The following is a 20,893-nucleotide window of genomic DNA, read 5'->3' on the forward strand; positions in this document are numbered from 1 at the left end:
ATCGTAAGTTAAATTTTTAAACTAAAAAATATTATTTTTTTTAATCTAAGATGTTGGTAATTCTAGTCAAAAGATTGCTGAGTTTGTTTTGCAGTATTATCAAAAACATTCATTATTTTTTAAAAAGGTGTATGAGGGTATAGATGAGTAAAGTATATATTTATCCTAAAGGGGTGACTGGAGAGCAACTTGGTTGGTGTATGGAGTATGTTGATGGAGTGTGTCCCGAATATATCGATGATGATATAAAGGGGAGAAACTTTAATGATTTAAAAGAAAGAATTGCTTTAGAAAAAGGCATTATTTATATTGCGCTTAGTAGGCTTTCTCCAAAATATAAGCTTAATCTTGAAACAATTGTAGAAAAAATCAAGAGAGAAAAGATTGATTATATATTAGGCGGTATGGAAGAATATGCACAAAAAGCAATTTATAAACTTGGAAATGAATGTGCAAGAAAAGGTTGGAATGCTATATGTGCATTAATTTTGCCTGATTTTGTCAAAGATAAACATTTTGGATTCTTGGAAGAGGAATTAAAAAAGAGGAGAGTTAAAGTTTTATTATTTTGCTCACAAAGAGGTTCTTATGAGAGAGCTTTGGAAAGGCTGGATGAAGAGAATCAATGTTTATTGTATCTCTCCTATGAGTTTTTGCCCTTATTGGACTTTCCTAAAGTTATTTGTGTTACTGGCACTTATCAATACCATAAAAATGTTAAAGTTATCTATGTGGGACATGGAATTGTAGATTGGAATGTGAATGGTAGGATTCAAGCTGTTTTGGGTAATGATGTTTGTGTTGTGGGTAGGGAATTTATGCCTAAAAAAGCCGATAGCATAACTCGATTTTTGCCCATTGGATATTTAGGGTATGATAAGATTGCAAAAGATTTTAGTAGCACTAAAATGTTAGTTAAAGAAAGTGTTTTATTTACTCCTTATGATTTAGGAGAATTGGAGAGAATGATTCCTAGTATAAAAGAAGTTTTGGAACGATTTTCGGTTATTTTAAGATATCGTTATGAATGGGAAGATTCTCATTTACAATACCTAGAGCAATTTTTAGATCATCAAAAATTTACTATAGATAACTCTAATCCTATGTCTTTAGAGTCTTATCAAAAATCTTTTTGTTTAGTGTGTTCTAAAACAACTTCCAAATTTTCTTTTCCGTTGGTTACTCTTTGCCCTTCGGTTGTCGTGGAACACAATCAAGAAGGCTATGATCAAGATATTGGTGAGTTAGGTGTGAATGTTTCTTTGATTGGGGGGGGGGGGCTTTTAGCTATTGTTAGCAAAATATACCAAAATTTAAACAAATGGAATAAAAAGATTTTAGAATATAGAAAAAGAGAAATTTATAATTATGGAAAGGCAAGTGAATATCTTGCTTCGTATCTTACTAGTGAATATGGACTAAATGAGGAATAATGTGTCGCATAGTTGGTGGGTTTGAGATTGAGGAGAATGGCTTAAAAAATAATATAGAAAAAATGAGGGACACTATGATTAATGGTGGTCCTGATGATTGTGGAATAATCATTAAAGATGAAATTGTTTTGGCTCACCGCAGACTTTCTATTATTGATTTGAGTTGTTATTCTCATCAGCCTTTTTGTGATGATCGGTATATTTTAGTTTTTAATGGAGAGATTTATAATTATAAAGAAGTAGCAAAAACACTTCAAAACAAGGGTGTTAATTGTGTAGCTAGGAGTGATACAGAGGTGTTGCTATCTAGTTTTAGACATTGGGGTGCAACTTGCGTAGAGTATTTTGAGGGTATGTTTGCCTTTGTTATTTATGATTCTTTAGAGAGGAAACTTTATCTTTTTCGCGATAGATTTGGGGTTAAGCCACTTTATTATTACTATGATTCCCATTGCTTTTTGTTTGCCTCTGAGTTAAAGGCGTTAATGGCTTATCCAAAATTGCAAAAAAAGATTGATGAAGTCGCCCTAAGCTATTTTTTGGAGTTAGGATATATTCCTGCCCCTTTTAGTATTTTGAAAAATGCTTATAAGCTGGAGCAAGGGCATTATTTGCAAATAGATTTAGAAAATATCAAGAAGCAAGGTTTAGAGAAAGCTATCAAAAAAGTGCGATATTATGATGTTAAATCTTATTATAGAATAAATAATTGTTTTGATTCTGTTTGTTTTCAAGAAAAGTTGCACAGAAGTGTATCCTTAAGAATGGTTAGTGATGTGAATGTGGGAGTGTGCCTAAGTGGTGGCGTTGATTCAAGTCTTGTGTGTGCGGTGTTAAAAGAATCGGGATATGATTTTGAGACTTTTTCTATTTCGTTTATGGAATCTAGTTTTAATGAAGGAAATTATGCAAAAAAAATAGCTAATATCTTGGGGGTTAAAAATCATCAATTTCTTTGTAGCTTAGAAGAAGCACAAAATATTATTCCAAGTCTCCCATGGATTTATGATGAGCCCTTTGGTGATTCTTCTGCAATTCCAACTTTGCTTTTAGTGCAAAATATTAAAAAGACACATAAAGTTGCTTTAAGTGCAGATGGTGGTGATGAACTTGGATTGGGTTATGACAGATATTTTTGGGCTTTTTATCGTTATAGAAAATATCAAAAATATAAAAATTTAAGTTTTTTATTAAAGATATTGAATCCTGAAATTATGGTGAAACTTTTGCAACAATGCGGTTTAAAAGTTGGTATAGATAAATTTTTGCGTATTAAAGGGCAATTGGATTCTAAAAGTTTCTTGGAGCATTATTTGGTGGAAATCACACATTTAAGGAGAGAAGGCTTGAGAGCCAATGGGTTGCCAATTTTAAATAAATGGCAGATTTTTGATAGTGATGGATTGGATTATTTTAAACAGATGAGTTATTTTGATTTGCAAAATTACTTAAGTGAAGATATTTTGACTAAAACTGATAGAGCAAGTATGAATGTTGGTTTGGAAATGAGAGAACCACTTTTAGGAAAGGAATTGGTAGAATTTATGGTTTCTTTAAATCCTCTAGAAAATTTAATAAAACAAGAGGATGGACAAGTTATTTCTGGGAAGAGAATTTTTAAAAAATATTTAGAGAGATTTTTGCCTAGAGAGCTTATTTATCGACCTAAAATGGGATTTGGGATTCCATTGGAGCAGTGGATGCGTGGAAACCTTAGGCATCTATTAGATGAAATATTGCCTTATGCGCATGGGTATTTAGATGGACGATTTTTAGAGAAATTAATTGGTGATTTTGATCGTGGAGAACGCGTTGATTTTGCTAAAATTTGGTATATTTATATATTTTGTGCTTGGAGGAAAGAATGGAATATTTGAGTAAATATGAAAAGATTCAATTACAAGAGTATTGTTATATTTATCCAAATGGGGGTTGTGCAGAAAGACTCTTAAAGATTCTAAGAGAGATTTATAGAGAAGTTCAATTTGTAGGTATAGATGATAAAGAGGAAGCAAGTAGTCTTGAAAGATATGCAAAGGAGATAAGACAAAGTGAAAAATATGTTTTGCTAATGGGTGGAGATGTTTATGAAGAATTGGAAGAAAAATGTCGCAAGGCTGGAATTCAAAGATTGATTGATGGTAGGGAATTTGTAGCCTATCTTTTGTGCAAGAATATTTTAGAATTGTCAGTGGGGGGGGGGGCTAAATTTGAGCTATTAGATAATAGAATCTTGCATATTTATGAAGATGAGTGGATTAAGCATTATTATTACTTTTATGATCTTTTTACTTATTATTGTTCTAAAATTGCTTTAGAAGAATTGAGGCAATGTGTCTTGCAGTATTGTCAAGTAACACAAAATAATTTAGAAAAAAGTGGCTATTCTCTTGAGTTGCAAAAAGGGATTATGTTTGATTTTGCTCCTCATACTTTTGAAATCACCTCCTTTATTTTAGATGATGTAAAAGTTGCTTGGTATTTTGGGAGTATGGAATATTATTCAAAATATAAAGATAAAGTGGCAAAGCAATCAGTCTTGATTGCGCCTTGGGTGATCGCGGATTATTTTATTAATTATGAGGTTACTTTGAGGCTCTCAGGTGGAATGCCATCTTTAAATCAAGCAAGGCGGAAAGTGGTTGGTATTGGGCATTCTTTGGCGGAGGCATTTGCTCTTGCACCAAGAAATATTAAAGAGAAAAATTTAAGGCAATATGTTTATTATTATTTCTCTCCCTTTAGTCATTACTGCGCTATGGATAGGGAATCATATAATGCTTTTATGAAAATTTTTAAAGAGAATTCATTGGAGATTGAAGTTTGCAAAAGTGGTTCTCCAAGATTGGATCATAAAATTCAGCTTCAAAGTCCTCCTCGATCTCTAGTTAAGCAATTTTTGTTTATTCCAAGATTAATGAAAGCAGAAGAGTTAAAAGAAGCTATTTTGTTTTTATTAAATAACAATAAAAAAGTAATGTTTCGCCCACATCCAGCTTTGAGGAATTATGTGGAATATATGGAAAGTGGAGATCCTTACAAGATTTTAGATGAATTTAAAGAATATTCTAATTTTTCTTTTGATTTGAGTGAAAATTTAAGCTATGAATTGCTTATGGAAAGTATTGTTATTGCTGACAATTCTTCCGTTTCCTATAGCACTCCACTTAGCGTTTGTAAGCCCGTTATTTTATATGCTTTACCTAAAAAGGAATTTGATTTAAGAATTGAAAATTTTGGTGTATCATTTACTAATCCAAAATTGCATAGAGTAGCATTAGATTTAGAAACTTTCAAAAAAGTAGCTTTGCAGTTGGAATTAGATTTAAAAACCAAAGGCAAGCAAATTTTAGAGGAATTGAAGCAGTATCAAAAGGAAGAAGTTTATCATTTAGGAGAATCTTCAAAATGGATTGCTAGTTTTTTAGAGAATCTTTAAAAGAAGCTTAAAGTCTATTTTGATAGAATTTAAGTATTTATTAAAGAAGGCTAGTAATGAATGTTGTCTTTGTGATTGATGTGATGCGTCAAGGAGGTGGTGCTCAAAAGGTGCTTTCAATCCTGCTTCCCATCTTGCAAAAAAATCAATTTGAAGTCGAATTGATTGTTTTAAAAAAAACTGATCAATTATTAGAGATTCCAGAAGTTAAAACCCATTATTTATTAGAACAAGAAACGCAAGGGTTGATGGTTAATGCTTTTTTAATACTTGATAGAATCTCGCAAATAGCAGAAAAAGCAGATATTATTTGTTCTTTTATGGATTTTATAACGAGTTATTTTGTGGCAATGAGTGCAAAAATATTGAATAAGCCTTATTGTATTTTTGTGCGTTGTGAGCCTTCTTTTGTGGCAAAAACATTTCCCCAATCAAAAATTAATGAGAAACTTTATTCTTTATGTATGCAGAATGCAGTTAGAGTGATTTGTAATTCTAAAAGTTCCAGTCAAGACATTATAGAAAATTTTGGTGTTGCAAAGCAAAAAATAGGTATTTTATATAATCCTATTGATTTTAAGGGAATTGAAGCTATGGCAAGTGTTGGCGAGAAATTCAAGAGAGAGAATAATGAGATCATTTGTGTAAGCATAGGAAGATTGCACCAGCAAAAAAACTATCAAATTTTACTTGAGGCTTGTAAGGTATTGCAAGAACGCAAGATAAATATTCGTTTTTTTGTGTTTGGAGAGGGTGAATTAAGAGAAGAATTGGAAGCTAAAAAACAAAAATATAAATTGAAAAATATTGAATTTTTAGGTTACCAAACCAATATGTATGGATTTTTAAAGACGGCTGATATTTTTGTGCATTTATCGATTACTGAAGGGTTTCCTAATGCGGTTTTGGAGGCGGCAAGTGTTTCAAAACCACTTGTGTTGTCTAATATCAAGCCGCATAAAGAAATTTTTAAAAAAAATGCATTATTCTTTGATACTAATGATGTGAATGGATTGTGTGATTGTATAGAGATATTACAAGATGAACAAAAAAGGAAAGACTTTGCAAGACTTGCTAGAGCTTGTGTGGAGAATTTTTCATATGAGCATTTTGAATTGCAGTTATTAAAGGAATTTCAACAAATAAAAACTTGTTGTTTATAAATAGATAGAATTTGCCGATATAGCAAAATAAAAATATTGAAAATTAGGATAGTGGCAAAGCAAATGTATAGAGAATATCAATGTGTGCGATAGTTGGAATTTATGGGGAAAGCAATATTGCTTCACTAGAATCAATATTAAGTTTAATGCAAAAAAGAGGTCCTGATGGCAGCTATTTATTTTTTGAAGAAAATTTTGTCGCAGGAATGAATCGACTAAGCATTAATGATTTGTATTTTGGAGAACAACCTTTTGTGAATATCGATTCTTCAATTGTAGTGCTTTTTAATGGTGAAATTTATAATTATAGAGAATTAAAAAAGGGGTTAGAGCAAAAAGGGTATATTTTCAAAGGGCATTGCGATGGGGAGATTCTGCCTTTTATGTATGAAGAATATGGAGTAGAATGTTTTAGCTTTCTTGATGGAATGTTTGGGATAATGGTGTATGATAAAAGGCGTGGCAAGATTATTTTAACGCGCGATGGTGTTGGTGAAAAGCCGCTTTATTATGCAAAGTGCGGCAGAAAGTTTGCATTTTCCACGCTTATAAAACCTTTGAAAGAATATTTTGGAAGTTTCTCGCTGAATCCTCAAGCTCTATGGGATTTTTTTACTTTTGGCTTCATCCCAGAACCGCAAAGTATTTACAATGAAGTAAAAGCATTGAAAAAAGGACATTATTTGGTCTTTGATTGTCAAAGTTTGGAATATAATGAGTTTGAATTTTGGCAAAAAACCTTGCAACGATTTTCGCCTATTCGCCAAGATCAAAATGTAGATTTAGTGGGCATAACAAAAGAGATTGTTACTAAGAGTATTCAAGGGAGATTAATGAGTGATGTTCCTATTGGAGCATTTTTGAGCGGTGGGCTTGATAGTAGTATTGTAGCAACTTTAGCACAGCAATCATTGGGTAATTTGACAACTTTTAATATTGCTTTTTTGGATAATTATGATCCTTATTGTGGGTTTGCTGATGAAAGTGAATTTGCTATGCTTGTTGCCAAAAATATTAATTCTCAACACTTTACACTTAAAGTGAATGCAAAAAATTATCAAAACTTCCTAAAATCATTTATTCAAGATATTGATCAGCCCTTTGGTGCAATTTCTGGCATTGGTGTTAAGATGATTGCAAGAAAAGCGAGAGAATTGGGAATTAAAGTCTTATTGAGTGGTGATGGAGCAGATGAGTATTTTGGCGGCTATACTTGGTATCCAAAACTAGCCTTCAATGATCCAAAATTTATCACAAAAGAAAAACCAAAAGGTTGGCATTATTATGCTTTTGAAAGCGAGAAAAAAGAATTTTTAAATTTGGATTTTTTTGGAGACTTGGATTCTAGGGGTTATTTTCCTAGGGGTGATTCTAGCCCCATTGCTTTTATTGACTTTGATAGAGAATTTTATTTGCCTAATGAAATGATGACAAAACTTGATAGAATGTGTATGAGTGAAAGTATAGAGGGTAGGGCAATTTTTGTTTCTCCTAGTATTGCCAGTTTTACTCAACAGCTTGACTATGAAACACTTTTGAGAAATGGGGAGAAATGGCTACTTAAAGAGGCTTTTAAAAGTATTTTGCCACAAGAAATTTTGCAAAGAGAGAAGCATGGCTTTAATGTGCCTATTGATTATTGGATAAAGAATGATTGGTTTAATCTTTTAAGAGAGATTTTAAGCAAGGATAGCGCACTTTTTCATTATGGAATCATTAGGGAAGATTCTTGTGAGAAGTTTATAAAAATACTCTACAGCAATGAGAGAAGGGTAGGAAATGTCGGTTTTTATTTGATTGTGCTTGGAATGTGGTTGGAGATTTAAAAAATGAAAAAAGTAAGGGAGAATATTTTAATTTTAGCAGATTTAAGTAGTCCATTAATGAAGCCAAGAATTATGATGTTAAAAGATCTACCTTATGATAAATATATTTTACATAATGCCAATAACATAAGACTTGATGAGGCTACTTTATCTGATTATACTGGATTTAATGTTCTCCAACACCCTAGAATAATATCGCTTAGAATGCGTTATTTATATAGTTTTTTTTATACATTGTTTTTGCTTTTGAGATTAAAGCCTAAACTTATTGTTGTTCATTGGGCAAGTCGATTATATCAGAATTTGCTCTTAGCATTATGGGGAAAACGCGTGATAGTGCATACAATGGGAGGAGATATTAATAAAGAAGAAGATTGCTATGGGAAAAAGAAATTTTTTACTGGAATTTTATTGAAAAATGCAAGGATTATTACAGGAAAAACATATGTTATGAAAGAAATTTCTATGAGCAGTTTTCCTTTTTTAAATCAAGATAAAATAAAAATTTTAAGTTGGGGTGTTGAGGATAGATTCTTTGAGAAGTTAGACTCAAGTCAAAAAAAGAGTGAAAAAATGCGATTGTTAGGTAAGAATTATCAAAATGTATTTTTTTCGATTCGGACTTTTAAGAGAATTCACTTTCAAAAAGAAATTATCAAAGTATTTTTAGAAAATTACAAAAATGATAATGATACTTGTTTAATTGTAAGTTTATTGGCTCAAGAAAAAAAATATTATGATGAATGTGATAGAGAAATTAACTTCAAAGAGAATAGTAATATTATTTTTGTTGAGATTAATCATAAAGATATGCACAAATATTTACAAATAAGTAATGCCATCATATCTTTGAAGTTATTTGATGGCATTTCGCAGTCCATTATGGAAGCATTATGTGCTGAAGTGTTTGTTATAGCAAGTGATATTAAAAATCACGCTATGATTTTGTCTCATCAAAAAAATGCTTATTTAATTAATGATTTTAGTGAATTAAGAGAGGCTTTTTTATATTGTTTGATGCATAAATTTAAAAAGATAGAATCGCCGATGTTAAATGCCAATTCGCAAAAGCAGTATTATTTACAAATTTTAAAGGAGAATTTTGATGTATAAGGGGCATTTGGAATTTTTGGTTTGTCCTAAATGCAAAGGGCAATTAGAGGTAGAAAATGCAAAGGGTAATGAAGAATTTATTTATGAAGGAAAATTGTTATGTAGAAAGTGTGGGGGGGGGTATGAGATTATTCAAGGAATTCCGCGATTTGTCCCACAAAATAATTATGCAGATAGTTTTGGTTTTGAATGGAATAAACATAAAAAGACGCAATATGATAGTCAAAGTGGAGTGGAATCAAGCAAAAAGAGGTTTTATGAAGAGACTCGTTGGGTTGTTAATAAGAATGGAGAACATTGCGTGATTTTGGAGGCTGGTTGTGGTAGTGGTCGTTTTACTCCTTATGCATTAGAAATTGCACAGAAAGATGGAGTTGTGATTAGTTTTGATTATTCAAGTGCGGTGGAGGCAAATGCTTTAAGTAATCCTCCAAGTAAAAACCTTTTGCTTATTCAGGCTAATATCTTTGAATTACCCATTAAAGAGGGTATAGTTGATAAATGCTTTTGCTTTGGAGTGTTGCAGCATACTCCAAGTGCCAAAAATGCGATTAAATCTTTAGTTGAGGTTTTGAAGCAAGGTGGGGAATTTGTCTGTGATCATTATCCTTTTAATAAAAATACTTGGTTTAATACAAAATATTATTTTCGCCCAATTGCCAAGAGATTGCCTCATAAAATGCTATATAATTTTGGAAAAAAATATATCGATTTTATGTGGCCCGTTTTTAAATTCAATCGCAGAATGTTTTCACCAAAAAGAGCAAATCGTCTTAATTGGAGGTTGTTAATCCCAGATTATACTTCACAAGGATTAAGCGAAGAAAAACTAAAAGAATGGGCATATTTGGATTTTTTTGATATGCTTTCGCCTTGGTATGATAGACCCATAAGAATGAAAACATTGCATCGTTATTTGCAAGAAGCTGGGCTAAGTGAAGTGGAAACTAATTCTGGATATAATGGTTGGGAAGGCAGAGGAAAAAAGATAAGGAATAAACAATGATGAAAAAAATTTTAATTTATGGATATGGTTGGGTAGGGGAAAGTGCTTTGGAATTTTTCTTGAGTTTTGATTTTTATGTAAGAGTCTATGATGATAAGCTAGATTTTTCAAGAAAAAGCATTTTTGATGAAAATTTTATTAGTGGAGAATTGGATTTATTAGAGTTTGATTTAGTTATTATAGCGGTATTTGAAAACCATAAAGCTTGTAGATTAAAAGATAAACTCTTAAGAGTGGGTGTCCGAGAAGATAAAATAAAAAATTTTAGATCCCAAAATTATACTAAAAATATGAAATATTTAAACTTTGAATACTTTGGTAGTGCGACAGAACTTTTTTTATTTATACAAAAAGATAATTTTGTATTAGATAATTTTCATCAAAAATTACAAAATCTTATTCACAAACATTATGCTAATAAAGTAAATAGAGGGGTATTGGAAACTAGAATAGCATTTGATGCTTTAGAAGAAAGAAGTGTTTATGCTAAGATGTATGAGACTGCACCAAAAATATGGGATAGCACCTATTTAAATTATCCTGGATTTTATATCGCAAATTCCAAATCTCATGATGGTGATCAAGATTTTTATTTTGTTAAAAAAATTGATTTTGAGGCATTGGCTAGTAGAGACAGAAAGATTAAATTAGTTGCTTGTATGGGTAATAGTGCATTAAGAGTAGATTATTTATCTTATGAAGATACGATTACGGGGATTTTGCAAAAAGAGCTGGGAAGAGAATTTATAGTTGTGAATTTTGGAGTAACAGGTTCCACTCTTTATGAGCAATTTTTGCTTTATAATGCTTTGGTGTATCCTTTAAAGCCTGATATCGTATTGACATTTTTTGGTGGAACCGAAATGCGTTGTGCTGTATCTTCATGTGATGTTCTGATTAAAAGGCATAAAATGGTTTATGTGCCACAGGCATGGGAGGAATCGTGTAAGATGGCTATCCAAAGTAAGTTGCCTCTCTATAGTGAAATGGCAAAGATATCTAACGCAATTAATCATAAAGTTTGCGTTTCTGATGTTGTTGAAGCAGTTAATGAAAGGTTGAGACAATTTGAGAGAGCAGTAGTGGTCGGGGGGGGGGGGGCAAATTTTATGCCTTTATTCAACCCCTATTGCCTTGCAAGTTAAAATGGACAAAGGAAGAGCAAGAGATGCGGCATAAAGAAGAGAAGTTGTTTAATGAAATATTCTCTTATTATAATAAAATTATAGAGCAAACCCCAGAATTTTTAACAAAATTAAAGAAAAAAGCTATTGATTGTGCGTATTTATTTGATTTAAATGAAGTAATTAAAGAAAATAGCGAGTCATTATTTACGAATTTTTGGATTCATTGCAATAAAAGAGGTAATGAGATTGTAGCTCAAGAGGTTTTTAAAATATTATCAAACAAAGAGTAGCAAAAATGGAAAGTTTTGATGTGTAGCATTTGTGGGGGGAATTATCCATTAGAATTGGTTAAAAAAGCATCAGAGGCTATGAAGCATAGGGGACCTGATTTTAGTGGAGAATTTAGTGATGGAATCATTTCTTTAGCACACAATCGCTTGAGTATTATTGACTTAGATAGTGAGGCAAATCAACCCTTTACTTCGCCATTTTGTCCGCATTTGGTGTTAGTTTTTAATGGTGAGATTTATAATTATAAAGAACTAAGACAAGAATTAAAAAAGCAGGGAATCCCCTTTTTTACACAGAGTGATACGGAAGTTTTGCTTCATGCTTATGTGTTTTTGGGTGAAGAATGTATTCAAAGATTAAATGGGGATTTTGCCTTTTGTATTCTCGATAAACGCGATGACAGTTTATTTTTAGCGCGTGATAGAATGGGGAATAAACCGCTTTTTTATGCCTTAAATCAAGGAAAATTCTTTTTTGCTTCTGAGATTAAAGCGATTTTGGAGATTGGGAAGTTTAGTTTTGATTTAGAAGAAGTTTCAAAATGGATTTTATTTGGCAATGGGAGTGAGAATAAGACTATTTATCAAGGTATTTTTAGCTTTCCACCTGCTTCATTTGGGCGATTTTCTAATGGAGAGCTTAAGATAAAAAAATATTGGGAATGTGTGCCTTGTGTGGATAGTACTTTGGGGCAGAAAGAAGCATTGGATAGACTAGAGGAGATTCTAAGTGATGCGGTGAAAATACGGCTGCGATCAGATGTGCCTATGGCGCTTTGCATTTCAGGTGGAGTGGATAGTTCGATTTTAGCACATTTAGCTAAGAGAATCGGGGTGGAGTGCTTATATTTTGGGATAAATTTCAAAGAAACAAAGCAAAATGAAATACAACATATGAAGCAATTACAGAAAGATTTGGGAATTGATGTTTCTTATATCACGCCAAATTTAGAGTGTGTCAAAGAGGATTTTAGGAATTTGGTGCAGAATCAAGATGAGATTTTTCGCAGTTTTTCTATTTATTCGCAATATTTGCTTTTTAAAAATATCGCACCTTTTTGCAAGGTTGTTTTAGGCGGGCAGGGAGCAGATGAGCTTTTTGGTGGATATTATCATCATGTTGGGAGATATATTTTTGCTCATTATAAAGAATTTGAAAATCGTATTAGAATCTATGGCAATGAAGCTTTGAGGGAATATGGATTTGGCTTAAAGTGTTCTTTGGATGATTCTTTAAAATTAAAGCTTTTTAGAGAAGATAATCAAGAGGGAATGAGAATCTTGCAAGAAAATGAATTGCCACTTCCTTCTATGGAAAATCTTTTGGGGAGATTTTTGCTAGATTTTACTCAAGGGTTGTGGCTGGATACTTTTCAATATAATTTGCCTAATCTTTTGCGTTATGAGGATAGAAATGCAATGCGATTTGGGATTGAAAATCGCACACCTTTTACGGATTATCGCTTGGTTGAATTTGCTTTTTCTTTGGAGTCTTCTTTGAAATTTGCTAAAGGATATAGCAAATATCTTTTGAGGCTTTTGCTAGAGAGATTAGGAAGCAAGGAGCTTGCTTGGAGAGCGGATAAAGTTGGCTTTAGTGCTCCTGAATTTGTTTTAGCCCAGACTTTAGGCTATAATGTTAGCTCACTTTTTGGGATACGCTTAGCGTTTTTTGAAGTATTAAAAATGCGTTTAAAGGGAGAGATATGATTTGGATTGATGTCGCAACTCCTAAATATGCGATGTTTTTTGCGGGGATGATTAGGGAGCTAGAGAAAAGGGGATTTGAGGTGCTTGTAACAACGCGTTATGCTCCAAATTACACCGAAGCAAAAGAAATTTTAGAATTGCATCAGATTCCACATATTGTGCTTGGAGAATATGGGGGTGCAACACTTTTGGAAAAATTTGAAGCAAGGATTTTTAGGCAAAAAGAAATTTTGGATTTATTTAAAGCAAGAGGGGTTCCAAAAGTGCTAATTTGTGGGGCTGTAGTTGATAGTGTGCAGGTAGCCTATGGGATTGGGATCCCAGTGGTGAATATTTATGATACTCCTGCTTTTACTAAGCCAAAAGATAGCGAATGTCCAAAGGAATTAACTGCGGTAGCTAGGCTCACTTTGCCTTTTTCAAAAATATTTTTTTATCCTTTTATTTTTCCTAAAGAATTAATGTTGCGTTTTGCGCTCGATGAAAATCAAATCCAATCGTATCCCTTTATTGATGTGGCATTGTGGATAAATGCTATCCAAAAAGATTCTAAAAATGATTTCCGAACACGCTATGGATTAGATACGCAAAAACCTACAATTCTAATTCGCGAAGAAGAGTATAAAGCCCATTATGTCAAAGAGCAAATTCCGACTATTTATGAAGTGATTCCGTTGCTAAAAAAAGAAATGGATGTGAATTTAGTGATTATGCCTCGCTATGAAAAAGAGAGACTAAAAAAGGATTTTGGAGAGATTGCTACTATTTTAGAAGAGAAGCTAAAGCCAGAAGAATTTTATCCTTTTATTGATTTGTTTATTGGTGGAGGTGGGACAATGAATCTTGAATCAGTTTGTTATGGAATCCCTACTATTTCCACGCGTTCAATTTGGCTAGTTCATGATCAGTATTTGATTAAAAACAAACTAATGTTTTGGAGTCAAGATTGCAATGAGATTGTGCAAATTGCAAAGTCTATGTTAGGTAAAAGAATTGATTCGCAAAGCTATTTTGTGCGTGGAGAATGCAGTTTTGATTCTATGATTGAGAGAATTACAAAGGAGATTTTATGTTAGGTGTGGCATTGCTTGGTTGTGGGAGAATCGCCCTTCGTCACGCAGAGCTTTTAAGTAGGGGTGAGATTGAAGGTGCTAAATTAGTTTGTGTGTGCGATATAGATGAAAGTCGTTCCAAGCAATTTGGAGAGAAATATCAAGTCCCCTATTTTACAAGCTTAGATTCGATGATGGAATCTTGCAAAAAGGAAATTAATATTGTTTCTATTCTTACTCCAAGTGGCTTGCATGCTAAAAATACTTTGGAAGTTGCACCTTATAAAAAACATATTATTGTTGAAAAGCCTATGGCATTGACTTTAGAAGATGCTGATAAAATGATTGAAGCTTGTGATAGAAATGGAATTAGGCTTTTTGTAGTTAAGCAAAACCGCTATAATTTGCCCGTTCAAAAATTAAGAGAGGCTTTGGAAGCGGGGAGATTTGGTAAGCTTGTAATGGGCAGCGTGCGAGTGCGATGGTGTCGAGACAATGCATATTATCGTCAAGATTCTTGGCGTGGGACTTGGGCGATGGATGGAGGTGTTTTTACTAATCAAGCTAGTCATCATATTGATTTATTAGAATGGATGATGGGTGATGTGGAGAGCGTGTTTGCTAAAAGCATAACGGCATTAAGTGAAATTGAAACTGAAGACACTGGAGTAGCGGTTTTGAAGTTTAAAAACGGAGCTTTGGGGGTGATTGAAGCAACCACTGCTACACGCCCTAAAGATTTAGAAGGCAGTATTTCGATTCTAGGAGAGTTTGGAAGTGTCGAGATTGGTGGATTTGCAGTAAATGAAATCAAAACTTGGAATTTTGTGGAATCTTTAGAAAGCGATAAAGAAGTGAGAGAAAAATACTCGACTAATCCGCCTAATGTTTATGGATTTGGTCATAAAGAATATTATTTGCATGTGATTGATTCGATTGTGCATAATAAAAAAGCACTTGTTGATGGTTTGGAGGGGCGAAAGAGTTTGGAACTAATTATTGCAATGTATGAATCAATTGAAACAGGTAAAGAAGTTTTTTTGCGATTCCAGCCTAAGCAGTGTAAATTAGGACATTTATGAAAAAAATTGTATTTTTGGGAGCAAAAAAGATAGGGTTTGAGTGCTTAGCTCAATTATTTGCTAGGCAAAAAGAATTGGATTATGAGATTATTGCGGTGGGAACTTCGCATAGGGGTGTGGAAATTAAAGAGTTTTGTAAGGCACATAATATTAAAGAAATTCAAAATTTAGACGATTTATTGAAGTTGGACTTTGATTTACTCTTTAGTGTGCAGTATCATTTGATTTTACAACAAGAACACATTAATTGTGCTAGGGAAATTGCATTCAACTTGCATTTAGCACCACTTCCGGAATATCGTGGGTGTAATCAATTTAGCTTTGCTATTTTAAACGAAGATAGCGAGTTTGGAGTAACCTTGCATAAAATGGATTGTGGAATAGATAGTGGGGATATTATATTTGAGAGGCGGTTTGCGATTCCAAAGGATTGTTTTGTAGGTGAGTTAGTGGAGTTAGCTAATCAAGAGGGGTTACAATTGTTTTGTGAGAAATTACCTTATTTAATCAATGGAGAGTATGAATTCACTCCTCAAAGCGATTGTGTAGTGTTAAAAAGAGAGTTTCATTATCGCAGAGAGATTGAAGCATTAAAGTGTGTTGATTTGTATGGGGGGGGGGCGTTAATTGAAAAAGTCATTAGAGCAACTGCAATGCCGGGATTTGAGCCACCCTATTGCATCATTGGAGGGAGGAAGTTTTGCTTTATATCAAAGTCAGATTCGTGAGGTTAAAATGGGAGTTAATGTTAAAATTGTAGAGCCTTGCAATCTCTATGAATGCGAACTCTGTGATGAGGTTTTTGTGGGACCTTTTGTAGAAATTCAAAGGGGTGTGAAAGTGGGAGCTAAGAGCAGAATCCAAAGTCATAGCTTTATTTGTGAATTGGTCAGCATTGGAGAATCTTGTTTTATTGGGCATGGTGTAATGTTTATTAATGATTTGTTTCAAAAAGGCGGACCGGCTTGTGATTCTGCATTGTGGAGAGAAACAAAAATTGGGAATAATGTGAGCATTGGTAGTAATGCTACGATTTTACCTGTGGATATTTGTGATGGCGTGGTGATTGGTGCTGGGAGTGTGGTAACTAAGAATATCACTAAAAAAGGCATTTACGCGGGAAATCCCGCAAGATTAATAAGGGAGATATAAGTGCTAGAAAAAGCTGTCTTAGAAATAGAGAAAAGAAGGGAAGTATTAAGAGGGGAAAATAGCCTTATAGAAGTGGTGGATTTTGGAGCAGGGGCATCTCATGATAAGCGAAGTAAAGAACAGATGGAAGCAGGGGTTTGTGTAAAAATTCCATTGTCTAATTTAGCAAAGATTGGAGTTAAAAAGGAAAAGGCTGAATGTATTTATAAAATTTTTTCTAATTTGTTTCCTAAAACTATTTTAGAACTTGGAACTTGTTGTGGGTTTTCAAGTAGCTATATGAGTTTTTTTGCTCCAGATTCTAAGATTTATACCATTGAAGGAAGCCCAAATATTGCAACTATTGCAAGAGATAATCATCAATTTTTTGGTTTGAAAAATATCTTTGTATTTGAGGGAAGATTTGAAGTAGTATTGCCAAAACTCTTAAATGAAATTTCTCCTATTGATTTTGCTTTCATTGATGGGCATCATGATAAGGAAGCAACTTTGAGATATTTTAGGCAAATTTTACCCTTTATGAGTAAGGGTGGTGTTATGCTTTTTGATGATATTGCATGGAGTGATGGTATGAAAGAGGCTTGGAGGGAAATTGTAGTTTCTAAACAATATATGAAATTTGAAGAATTGGGTGAGGAAAATTGGAAAATGGGTGTGCTATGGTTGTGAAATTTTTAGATTTGCATAAGCAATATTTGGGGATTAAAGAGGAAGTTGATAAAGCAATCTTTGAAGTGATAGAAAAAAGTGCTTTTATTGGAGGGGATGCGGTTGAATCTTTTGAAGAAGAGTTTTCAGAATTTATTGGTGGCGGAGTTAAGACACTTGGAGTTGGTAATGGAAGTGATGCTTTAGAAATTGCAATTGAGGCTTTGAATCTTCCAAAGGATAGTGAAGTGCTAGTTCCTGCAAATACCTTTGCAGCAAGTGCAGAAGCAGTGGTAAGAAATGGATTGAAAATCGTTTTTGTAGATTGTGGAGCGGATTATACTTTAGATATTGAGGATTTAGAGAGCAAGATTACACCAAAAACTAGTGCGATTATGGCGGTGCATTTGTATGGGCAAAGTGCAAGAATGAAAGAGATTTTGGAGTTAGCTAAAAAGCATTCTTTAAGAGTGATTGAAGATTGTGCGCAAGCTCATGGGGCGAGATATAATGGGCAATGTGTTGGGAGTTTGGGTGATATTGCAGCTTTTAGTTTTTATCCTGGCAAGAATCTTGGGGCTTATGGTGATGGCGGAGCGATTGTTAGCAGAGATGAAGCGTTAATCAAAAAGTGTAAATGCATTGCACGCCATGGAGGGTTAAGGAAATATGAACATGAGATTGTTGGTAGGAATTCTAGGCTTGATGGGATTCAAGCTGCAATTTTAAGGGTAAAGTTGAAACATTTGGATTCTTGGAATGGGAGGCGTAGAGAAATTGCAAAGCTTTATATGGATGGATTAAGCGGGATTGTAGGGCTTCCTGAAGTTAAAAAAGAATGTGAATGTGTGTGGCATTTGTTTGTTATCCGCACTCAAAAACGAAATGAATTGTCACAAAAGCTAAACCAAATGGGAATTGAAACAGGATTGCATTATCCTATTTGTTTGCCTAATACTCAAGCATTTTCTAATAAACCTTATGTGGTAGAATCAAAAACCCCTAAGGCTAAGGCTTGGGAGAGTGAGATTCTTTCACTTCCTATGGGAGAGCATTTGAGTGATGTGGAAGTAGGGAGTGTGATAAAGGCAATCAATGAAGCTATTGGTTAAAGATGGCAAAGGGCTTGTGATATGGCTTTGTGGTTTAGCAGGGAGTGGTAAAAGCACGATTGGGTTTGGGGTTTATGAAGAGTTAAAGAAAAAAAATCCTAATATAGTTTATCTTGATGGTGATGAATTGCGCGTTTTACTTGGTCATTACGATTATGATAGGAATGGGCGTATTGAAGTTGCTTTGAAGCGTTCAAAATTTGCACATTTTCTAAGTGAGCAGGGATTAATCGTGGTTGTTACAACTATTTCAATGTTTAAAGAGATTTATGACTATAATCGTAAGACTTTGGAGAATTATTTGGAAGTTTATATTCAGTGTGATTTAGAAGAATTAAAAAAAAGAGATCAAAAAGGTCTTTATAGTGCTGCATTAAAAGGGCAAATTAAAAATGTAGTAGGAGTGGATTTGTCTTTTGATGAGCCAAATGCTGAATTGGTGATTGAAAATGGAGTGAGAAATAATTTACAGCAAAAAATTAAAAAAATTGTGGAATTTTTGAATTAATATGAAAAGAAAGAGATTTTATGTTTATCCAACCGGTATTTCTGGAGTTTTGCTTGGAGAAATGATCTTAGAGATAGAAGATGATTGTGAGATTATTTACATTGATGATAGGGGGGGGGGGTATTACATTAGAAGACTATAAAGATGATATTTTGCAAGGTGGATTTGTTGTTAATTTGGCTAATAATAAGGCAAATGGCGGCAATAAAAAAACTATTGATATTTTAAAGAAAAAGCTAGAAAAGTATGGCATTTCCTATAATGAAGAAGCTTTTTGTGAATACACTTTAAAGATGGTTTCAAAAATAACAAATGATATGAAACAATTTACAGGTGATATTGTAGGGATAGAGCTTTGTGGTATTGCTAGTGATAAGCATATAGGATATTTGGATGACTATTTGTTAGAGCATTCTAGAGTAAATTTATTATATATTTGTGCCACTAAAAATTCTTTGGAGAATGTTTTAAGAAAATTTAAAAAGAGTTCTTTTAGAAATAGGGTTTATGCGATTTGTTTTCCTTTGGAGCATACAGAAAAACTTTCTTTTTTGAAGGTTTTATGTAAGACTTCTATTTTGAATTCCAAAAATAATAATGTGCCAACGATTTATTTGGGTCATGCATTAAGCGATTGGTCAAAAGTGGATATGGAAAAATTTTATGGAGATAAGATAGATTACTTAAGTATTGGATTGAAAGAATTTGCCCCAAGTAATCTTAAACATATCAAGATTGTAGAGAGTGGATATTTAGGGTTTGATTTGGTTTTTAAAGAGATTAATTTTGATTGTCAAAAAGATTCAATATTGTTTGCTCCTTATGATGAAGAAGAATTTTTTAAATTTTTGCCTTTTATGAAGCAGAGCTTGAAAAAATATAGAGTAATTTATAGGCATAGAGGGTTTTTTGAGGGGAAACATTTATGGTGCAAAACAAGTGAAATTCTAAAGGAATTAAGAAAAAATCCTAATTTTTCTATTGATGATTCTTGGAGTATCAATCCTTGGAGTTATAGTAGGAGTTTTGCTTTTGTTGGAGGTATTACTACAGCAGTTAATACTTTTCCAGTTTTAGCTTTGTGTCCAAGTGTGAGTGATAATAGGCAGTTGAATTTAAATTTGGGCGTGAGAGCGAATTTTGATAAAGATGATTTTTTTGAGATAATAGAAAAGATTTTTTGTAATCAACAGCAATGGAGAAAAAGATTGTTGGAATATAGAGAGTTACATTTTTATCATTTTGGTTATGCAAGTAAGATAATGGGGGATTTTATTATTTCTAAATTTCTGTAAGTTTTATAAAATAGTGATTGATTGAAAGAGTTTAATAAGGTAAATATGTCGTGATTTATGGAAATCAAGTGATGATATTTGTTAAAATAGCAAGAATAATCTTAAACAAGGAAAAATAATGAAACAAGGTGATTTTACAGAAGTAGCTAAGCATTATCATAATCGTCCTGCTTATAGCGAAATGTTGCTAGAAAAATTAATTAGATGCATTAATGATGAAAATAAAAAGATGCAAGATTTGAGAGTTGTTGAGGTGGGTGCTGGGACTGGAAAGCTAACAAAGATGCTAGATGATTTTGGAATGCAAGTCTTAGCAGTAGAGCCTAATGATAATATGAGAGAAGAAGGTATTAAATATACACAAAACACAAGAATTAAATGGCAAAAAGGAAGTGGAGAAGCAACTGGTGTGGAATCTAATTTTGCAGATTGGGTGATTATGGCAAGTTCATTTCATTGGACAGATCCAAGTAAATCTTTGCCTGAGTTTGCAAGAATCCTAAAAAATAGTGCGGGGGGGGGGGGGCTATTTTACTGCCATTTGGAACCCTAGAAATATTATAGAAGGTTCAGTGTTTGATGAGATTGAAAAAGAGATTAAGCATATTATTCCAGAGCTTACTCGTGTAAGTAGTGGAAGTCAAAATGCTAAAAAATGGGAAGAAGTTCTTATCTCTACAGGTCATTTTAAGGATTGCTTTTTTATGGAGTGTGATTATGTAGAGATAATGGATAAATCTCGTTATATTGGAGCTTGGAAGTCTGTGAATGATATTCAAGCTCAAGCAGGAGAGAAGCGTTGGAAACAAATTTTATCGATGATTGAGTCAAAAATTGAGTCATTGGAAAAAATTGAAATTCCTTATAAAATCAGAGCTTGGAGTGTGAAGAGAGCGTAGAAAATCCTTCCATTCTAGGCTTTTTAGAATGGAAGGAT

19 protein-coding genes and 1 pseudogene are annotated in these 20,893 nt (G+C 33.1%); all 20 read left to right on the forward strand.

Annotated elements, in window-relative coordinates:
- Positions 1-143: 143 nt before the first annotated feature.
- The 20 genes and pseudogenes from HCAN_RS03440 (at position 144) to HCAN_RS03530 (ending at position 20,855) form a co-directional block, all read left to right on the forward strand.
- Positions 144-1,433 (forward strand): 3'-5' exonuclease family protein, encoded by a 1,290-nt coding sequence (locus tag HCAN_RS03440; protein ID WP_006656797.1) that lies wholly within the window; start codon positions 144-146, stop codon positions 1,431-1,433.
- On the forward strand, positions 1,433-3,310 hold the full coding sequence (asnB, locus tag HCAN_RS03445; protein WP_006655350.1) for an asparagine synthase (glutamine-hydrolyzing): 1,878 nt from the start codon (positions 1,433-1,435) through the stop codon (positions 3,308-3,310). Before HCAN_RS03440 ends, asnB (HCAN_RS03445) begins: the two co-directional genes overlap by 1 nt.
- A complete protein-coding gene (locus HCAN_RS03450; protein WP_006655351.1) occupies positions 3,298-4,872 on the forward strand; it encodes a hypothetical protein in 1,575 nt (524 codons plus the stop codon). The genes asnB (HCAN_RS03445) and HCAN_RS03450 overlap by 13 nt, the downstream gene beginning before the upstream one ends.
- 56 nt (positions 4,873-4,928) lie before the next feature.
- Positions 4,929-6,035: a glycosyltransferase gene (locus HCAN_RS03455; RefSeq protein WP_006655352.1), complete on the forward strand. Its 1,107-nt coding sequence runs from the start codon at positions 4,929-4,931 to the stop codon at positions 6,033-6,035.
- 80 nt (positions 6,036-6,115) lie between these two features.
- The gene (gene asnB, locus HCAN_RS03460; RefSeq protein ID WP_006655353.1) at positions 6,116-7,861 is read left to right on the forward strand and encodes an asparagine synthase (glutamine-hydrolyzing); all 1,746 of its coding nucleotides are present in this window, start codon (positions 6,116-6,118) and stop codon (positions 7,859-7,861) included.
- A 3-nt stretch (positions 7,862-7,864) separates the two neighbouring features.
- On the forward strand, positions 7,865-8,974 hold the full coding sequence (locus tag HCAN_RS03465) for a glycosyltransferase (protein ID WP_006655354.1): 1,110 nt from the start codon (positions 7,865-7,867) through the stop codon (positions 8,972-8,974).
- On the forward strand, positions 8,967-9,980 hold the full coding sequence (locus tag HCAN_RS03470) for a methyltransferase domain-containing protein (protein WP_006656798.1): 1,014 nt from the start codon (positions 8,967-8,969) through the stop codon (positions 9,978-9,980). The genes HCAN_RS03465 and HCAN_RS03470 overlap by 8 nt, the downstream gene beginning before the upstream one ends.
- The gene (locus HCAN_RS03475) at positions 9,977-11,125 is read left to right on the forward strand and encodes an SGNH/GDSL hydrolase family protein (RefSeq protein WP_006656799.1); all 1,149 of its coding nucleotides are present in this window, start codon (positions 9,977-9,979) and stop codon (positions 11,123-11,125) included. The genes HCAN_RS03470 and HCAN_RS03475 overlap by 4 nt, the downstream gene beginning before the upstream one ends.
- 23 nt (positions 11,126-11,148) lie before the next feature.
- Complete coding sequence (locus HCAN_RS03480) at positions 11,149-11,397, forward strand: hypothetical protein (protein WP_006655357.1); 249 nt, start codon at positions 11,149-11,151, stop codon at positions 11,395-11,397.
- Positions 11,398-11,415: 18 nt separating this feature from the next.
- Positions 11,416-13,107 carry an asparagine synthase (glutamine-hydrolyzing) gene (gene asnB / locus HCAN_RS03485; protein WP_006656800.1) on the forward strand — a complete coding sequence of 564 codons (1,692 nt, stop codon included), beginning with the start codon at positions 11,416-11,418 and terminating at the stop codon, positions 13,105-13,107.
- Positions 13,104-14,183 (forward strand): DUF354 domain-containing protein, encoded by a 1,080-nt coding sequence (locus HCAN_RS03490; RefSeq protein WP_006655359.1) that lies wholly within the window; start codon positions 13,104-13,106, stop codon positions 14,181-14,183. The genes asnB (HCAN_RS03485) and HCAN_RS03490 overlap by 4 nt, the downstream gene beginning before the upstream one ends.
- Positions 14,177-15,241, forward strand: a complete 1,065-nt coding sequence (locus HCAN_RS03495) for a Gfo/Idh/MocA family protein (RefSeq protein WP_006655360.1) — start codon at positions 14,177-14,179, stop codon at positions 15,239-15,241. The genes HCAN_RS03490 and HCAN_RS03495 overlap by 7 nt, the downstream gene beginning before the upstream one ends.
- Positions 15,238-15,969: a formyltransferase family protein gene (locus HCAN_RS03500; protein WP_006656801.1), complete on the forward strand. Its 732-nt coding sequence runs from the start codon at positions 15,238-15,240 to the stop codon at positions 15,967-15,969. The genes HCAN_RS03495 and HCAN_RS03500 overlap by 4 nt, the downstream gene beginning before the upstream one ends.
- Before the next feature lie 7 nt (positions 15,970-15,976).
- Complete coding sequence (locus HCAN_RS03505) at positions 15,977-16,393, forward strand: acyltransferase (RefSeq protein WP_006656802.1); 417 nt, start codon at positions 15,977-15,979, stop codon at positions 16,391-16,393.
- Positions 16,394-17,062 carry an O-methyltransferase gene (locus HCAN_RS03510; RefSeq protein ID WP_006655363.1) on the forward strand — a complete coding sequence of 223 codons (669 nt, stop codon included), beginning with the start codon at positions 16,394-16,396 and terminating at the stop codon, positions 17,060-17,062.
- Positions 17,035-18,153 carry a DegT/DnrJ/EryC1/StrS family aminotransferase gene (locus tag HCAN_RS03515; RefSeq protein ID WP_231232538.1) on the forward strand — a complete coding sequence of 373 codons (1,119 nt, stop codon included), beginning with the start codon at positions 17,035-17,037 and terminating at the stop codon, positions 18,151-18,153. Before HCAN_RS03510 ends, HCAN_RS03515 begins: the two co-directional genes overlap by 28 nt.
- Positions 18,137-18,661 carry an adenylyl-sulfate kinase gene (locus tag HCAN_RS03520; RefSeq protein ID WP_006655365.1) on the forward strand — a complete coding sequence of 175 codons (525 nt, stop codon included), beginning with the start codon at positions 18,137-18,139 and terminating at the stop codon, positions 18,659-18,661. Before HCAN_RS03515 ends, HCAN_RS03520 begins: the two co-directional genes overlap by 17 nt.
- A 1-nt stretch (position 18,662) precedes the next feature.
- Entirely contained in the window at positions 18,663-18,803 is a 141-nt protein-coding gene (locus HCAN_RS08165; protein WP_006655366.1) for a hypothetical protein, read from the forward strand.
- Entirely contained in the window at positions 18,742-19,956 is a 1,215-nt protein-coding gene (locus HCAN_RS03525; RefSeq protein ID WP_006655367.1) for a hypothetical protein, read from the forward strand. Before HCAN_RS08165 ends, HCAN_RS03525 begins: the two co-directional genes overlap by 62 nt.
- Positions 19,957-20,074: 118 nt before the next feature.
- Positions 20,075-20,855, forward strand: a pseudogene (locus HCAN_RS03530) (class I SAM-dependent methyltransferase).
- Positions 20,856-20,893: the final 38 nt, after the last annotated feature.

The organism is Helicobacter canadensis MIT 98-5491, assembly GCF_000162575.1.
Classification (GTDB): domain Bacteria; phylum Campylobacterota; class Campylobacteria; order Campylobacterales; family Helicobacteraceae; genus Helicobacter_D; species Helicobacter_D canadensis.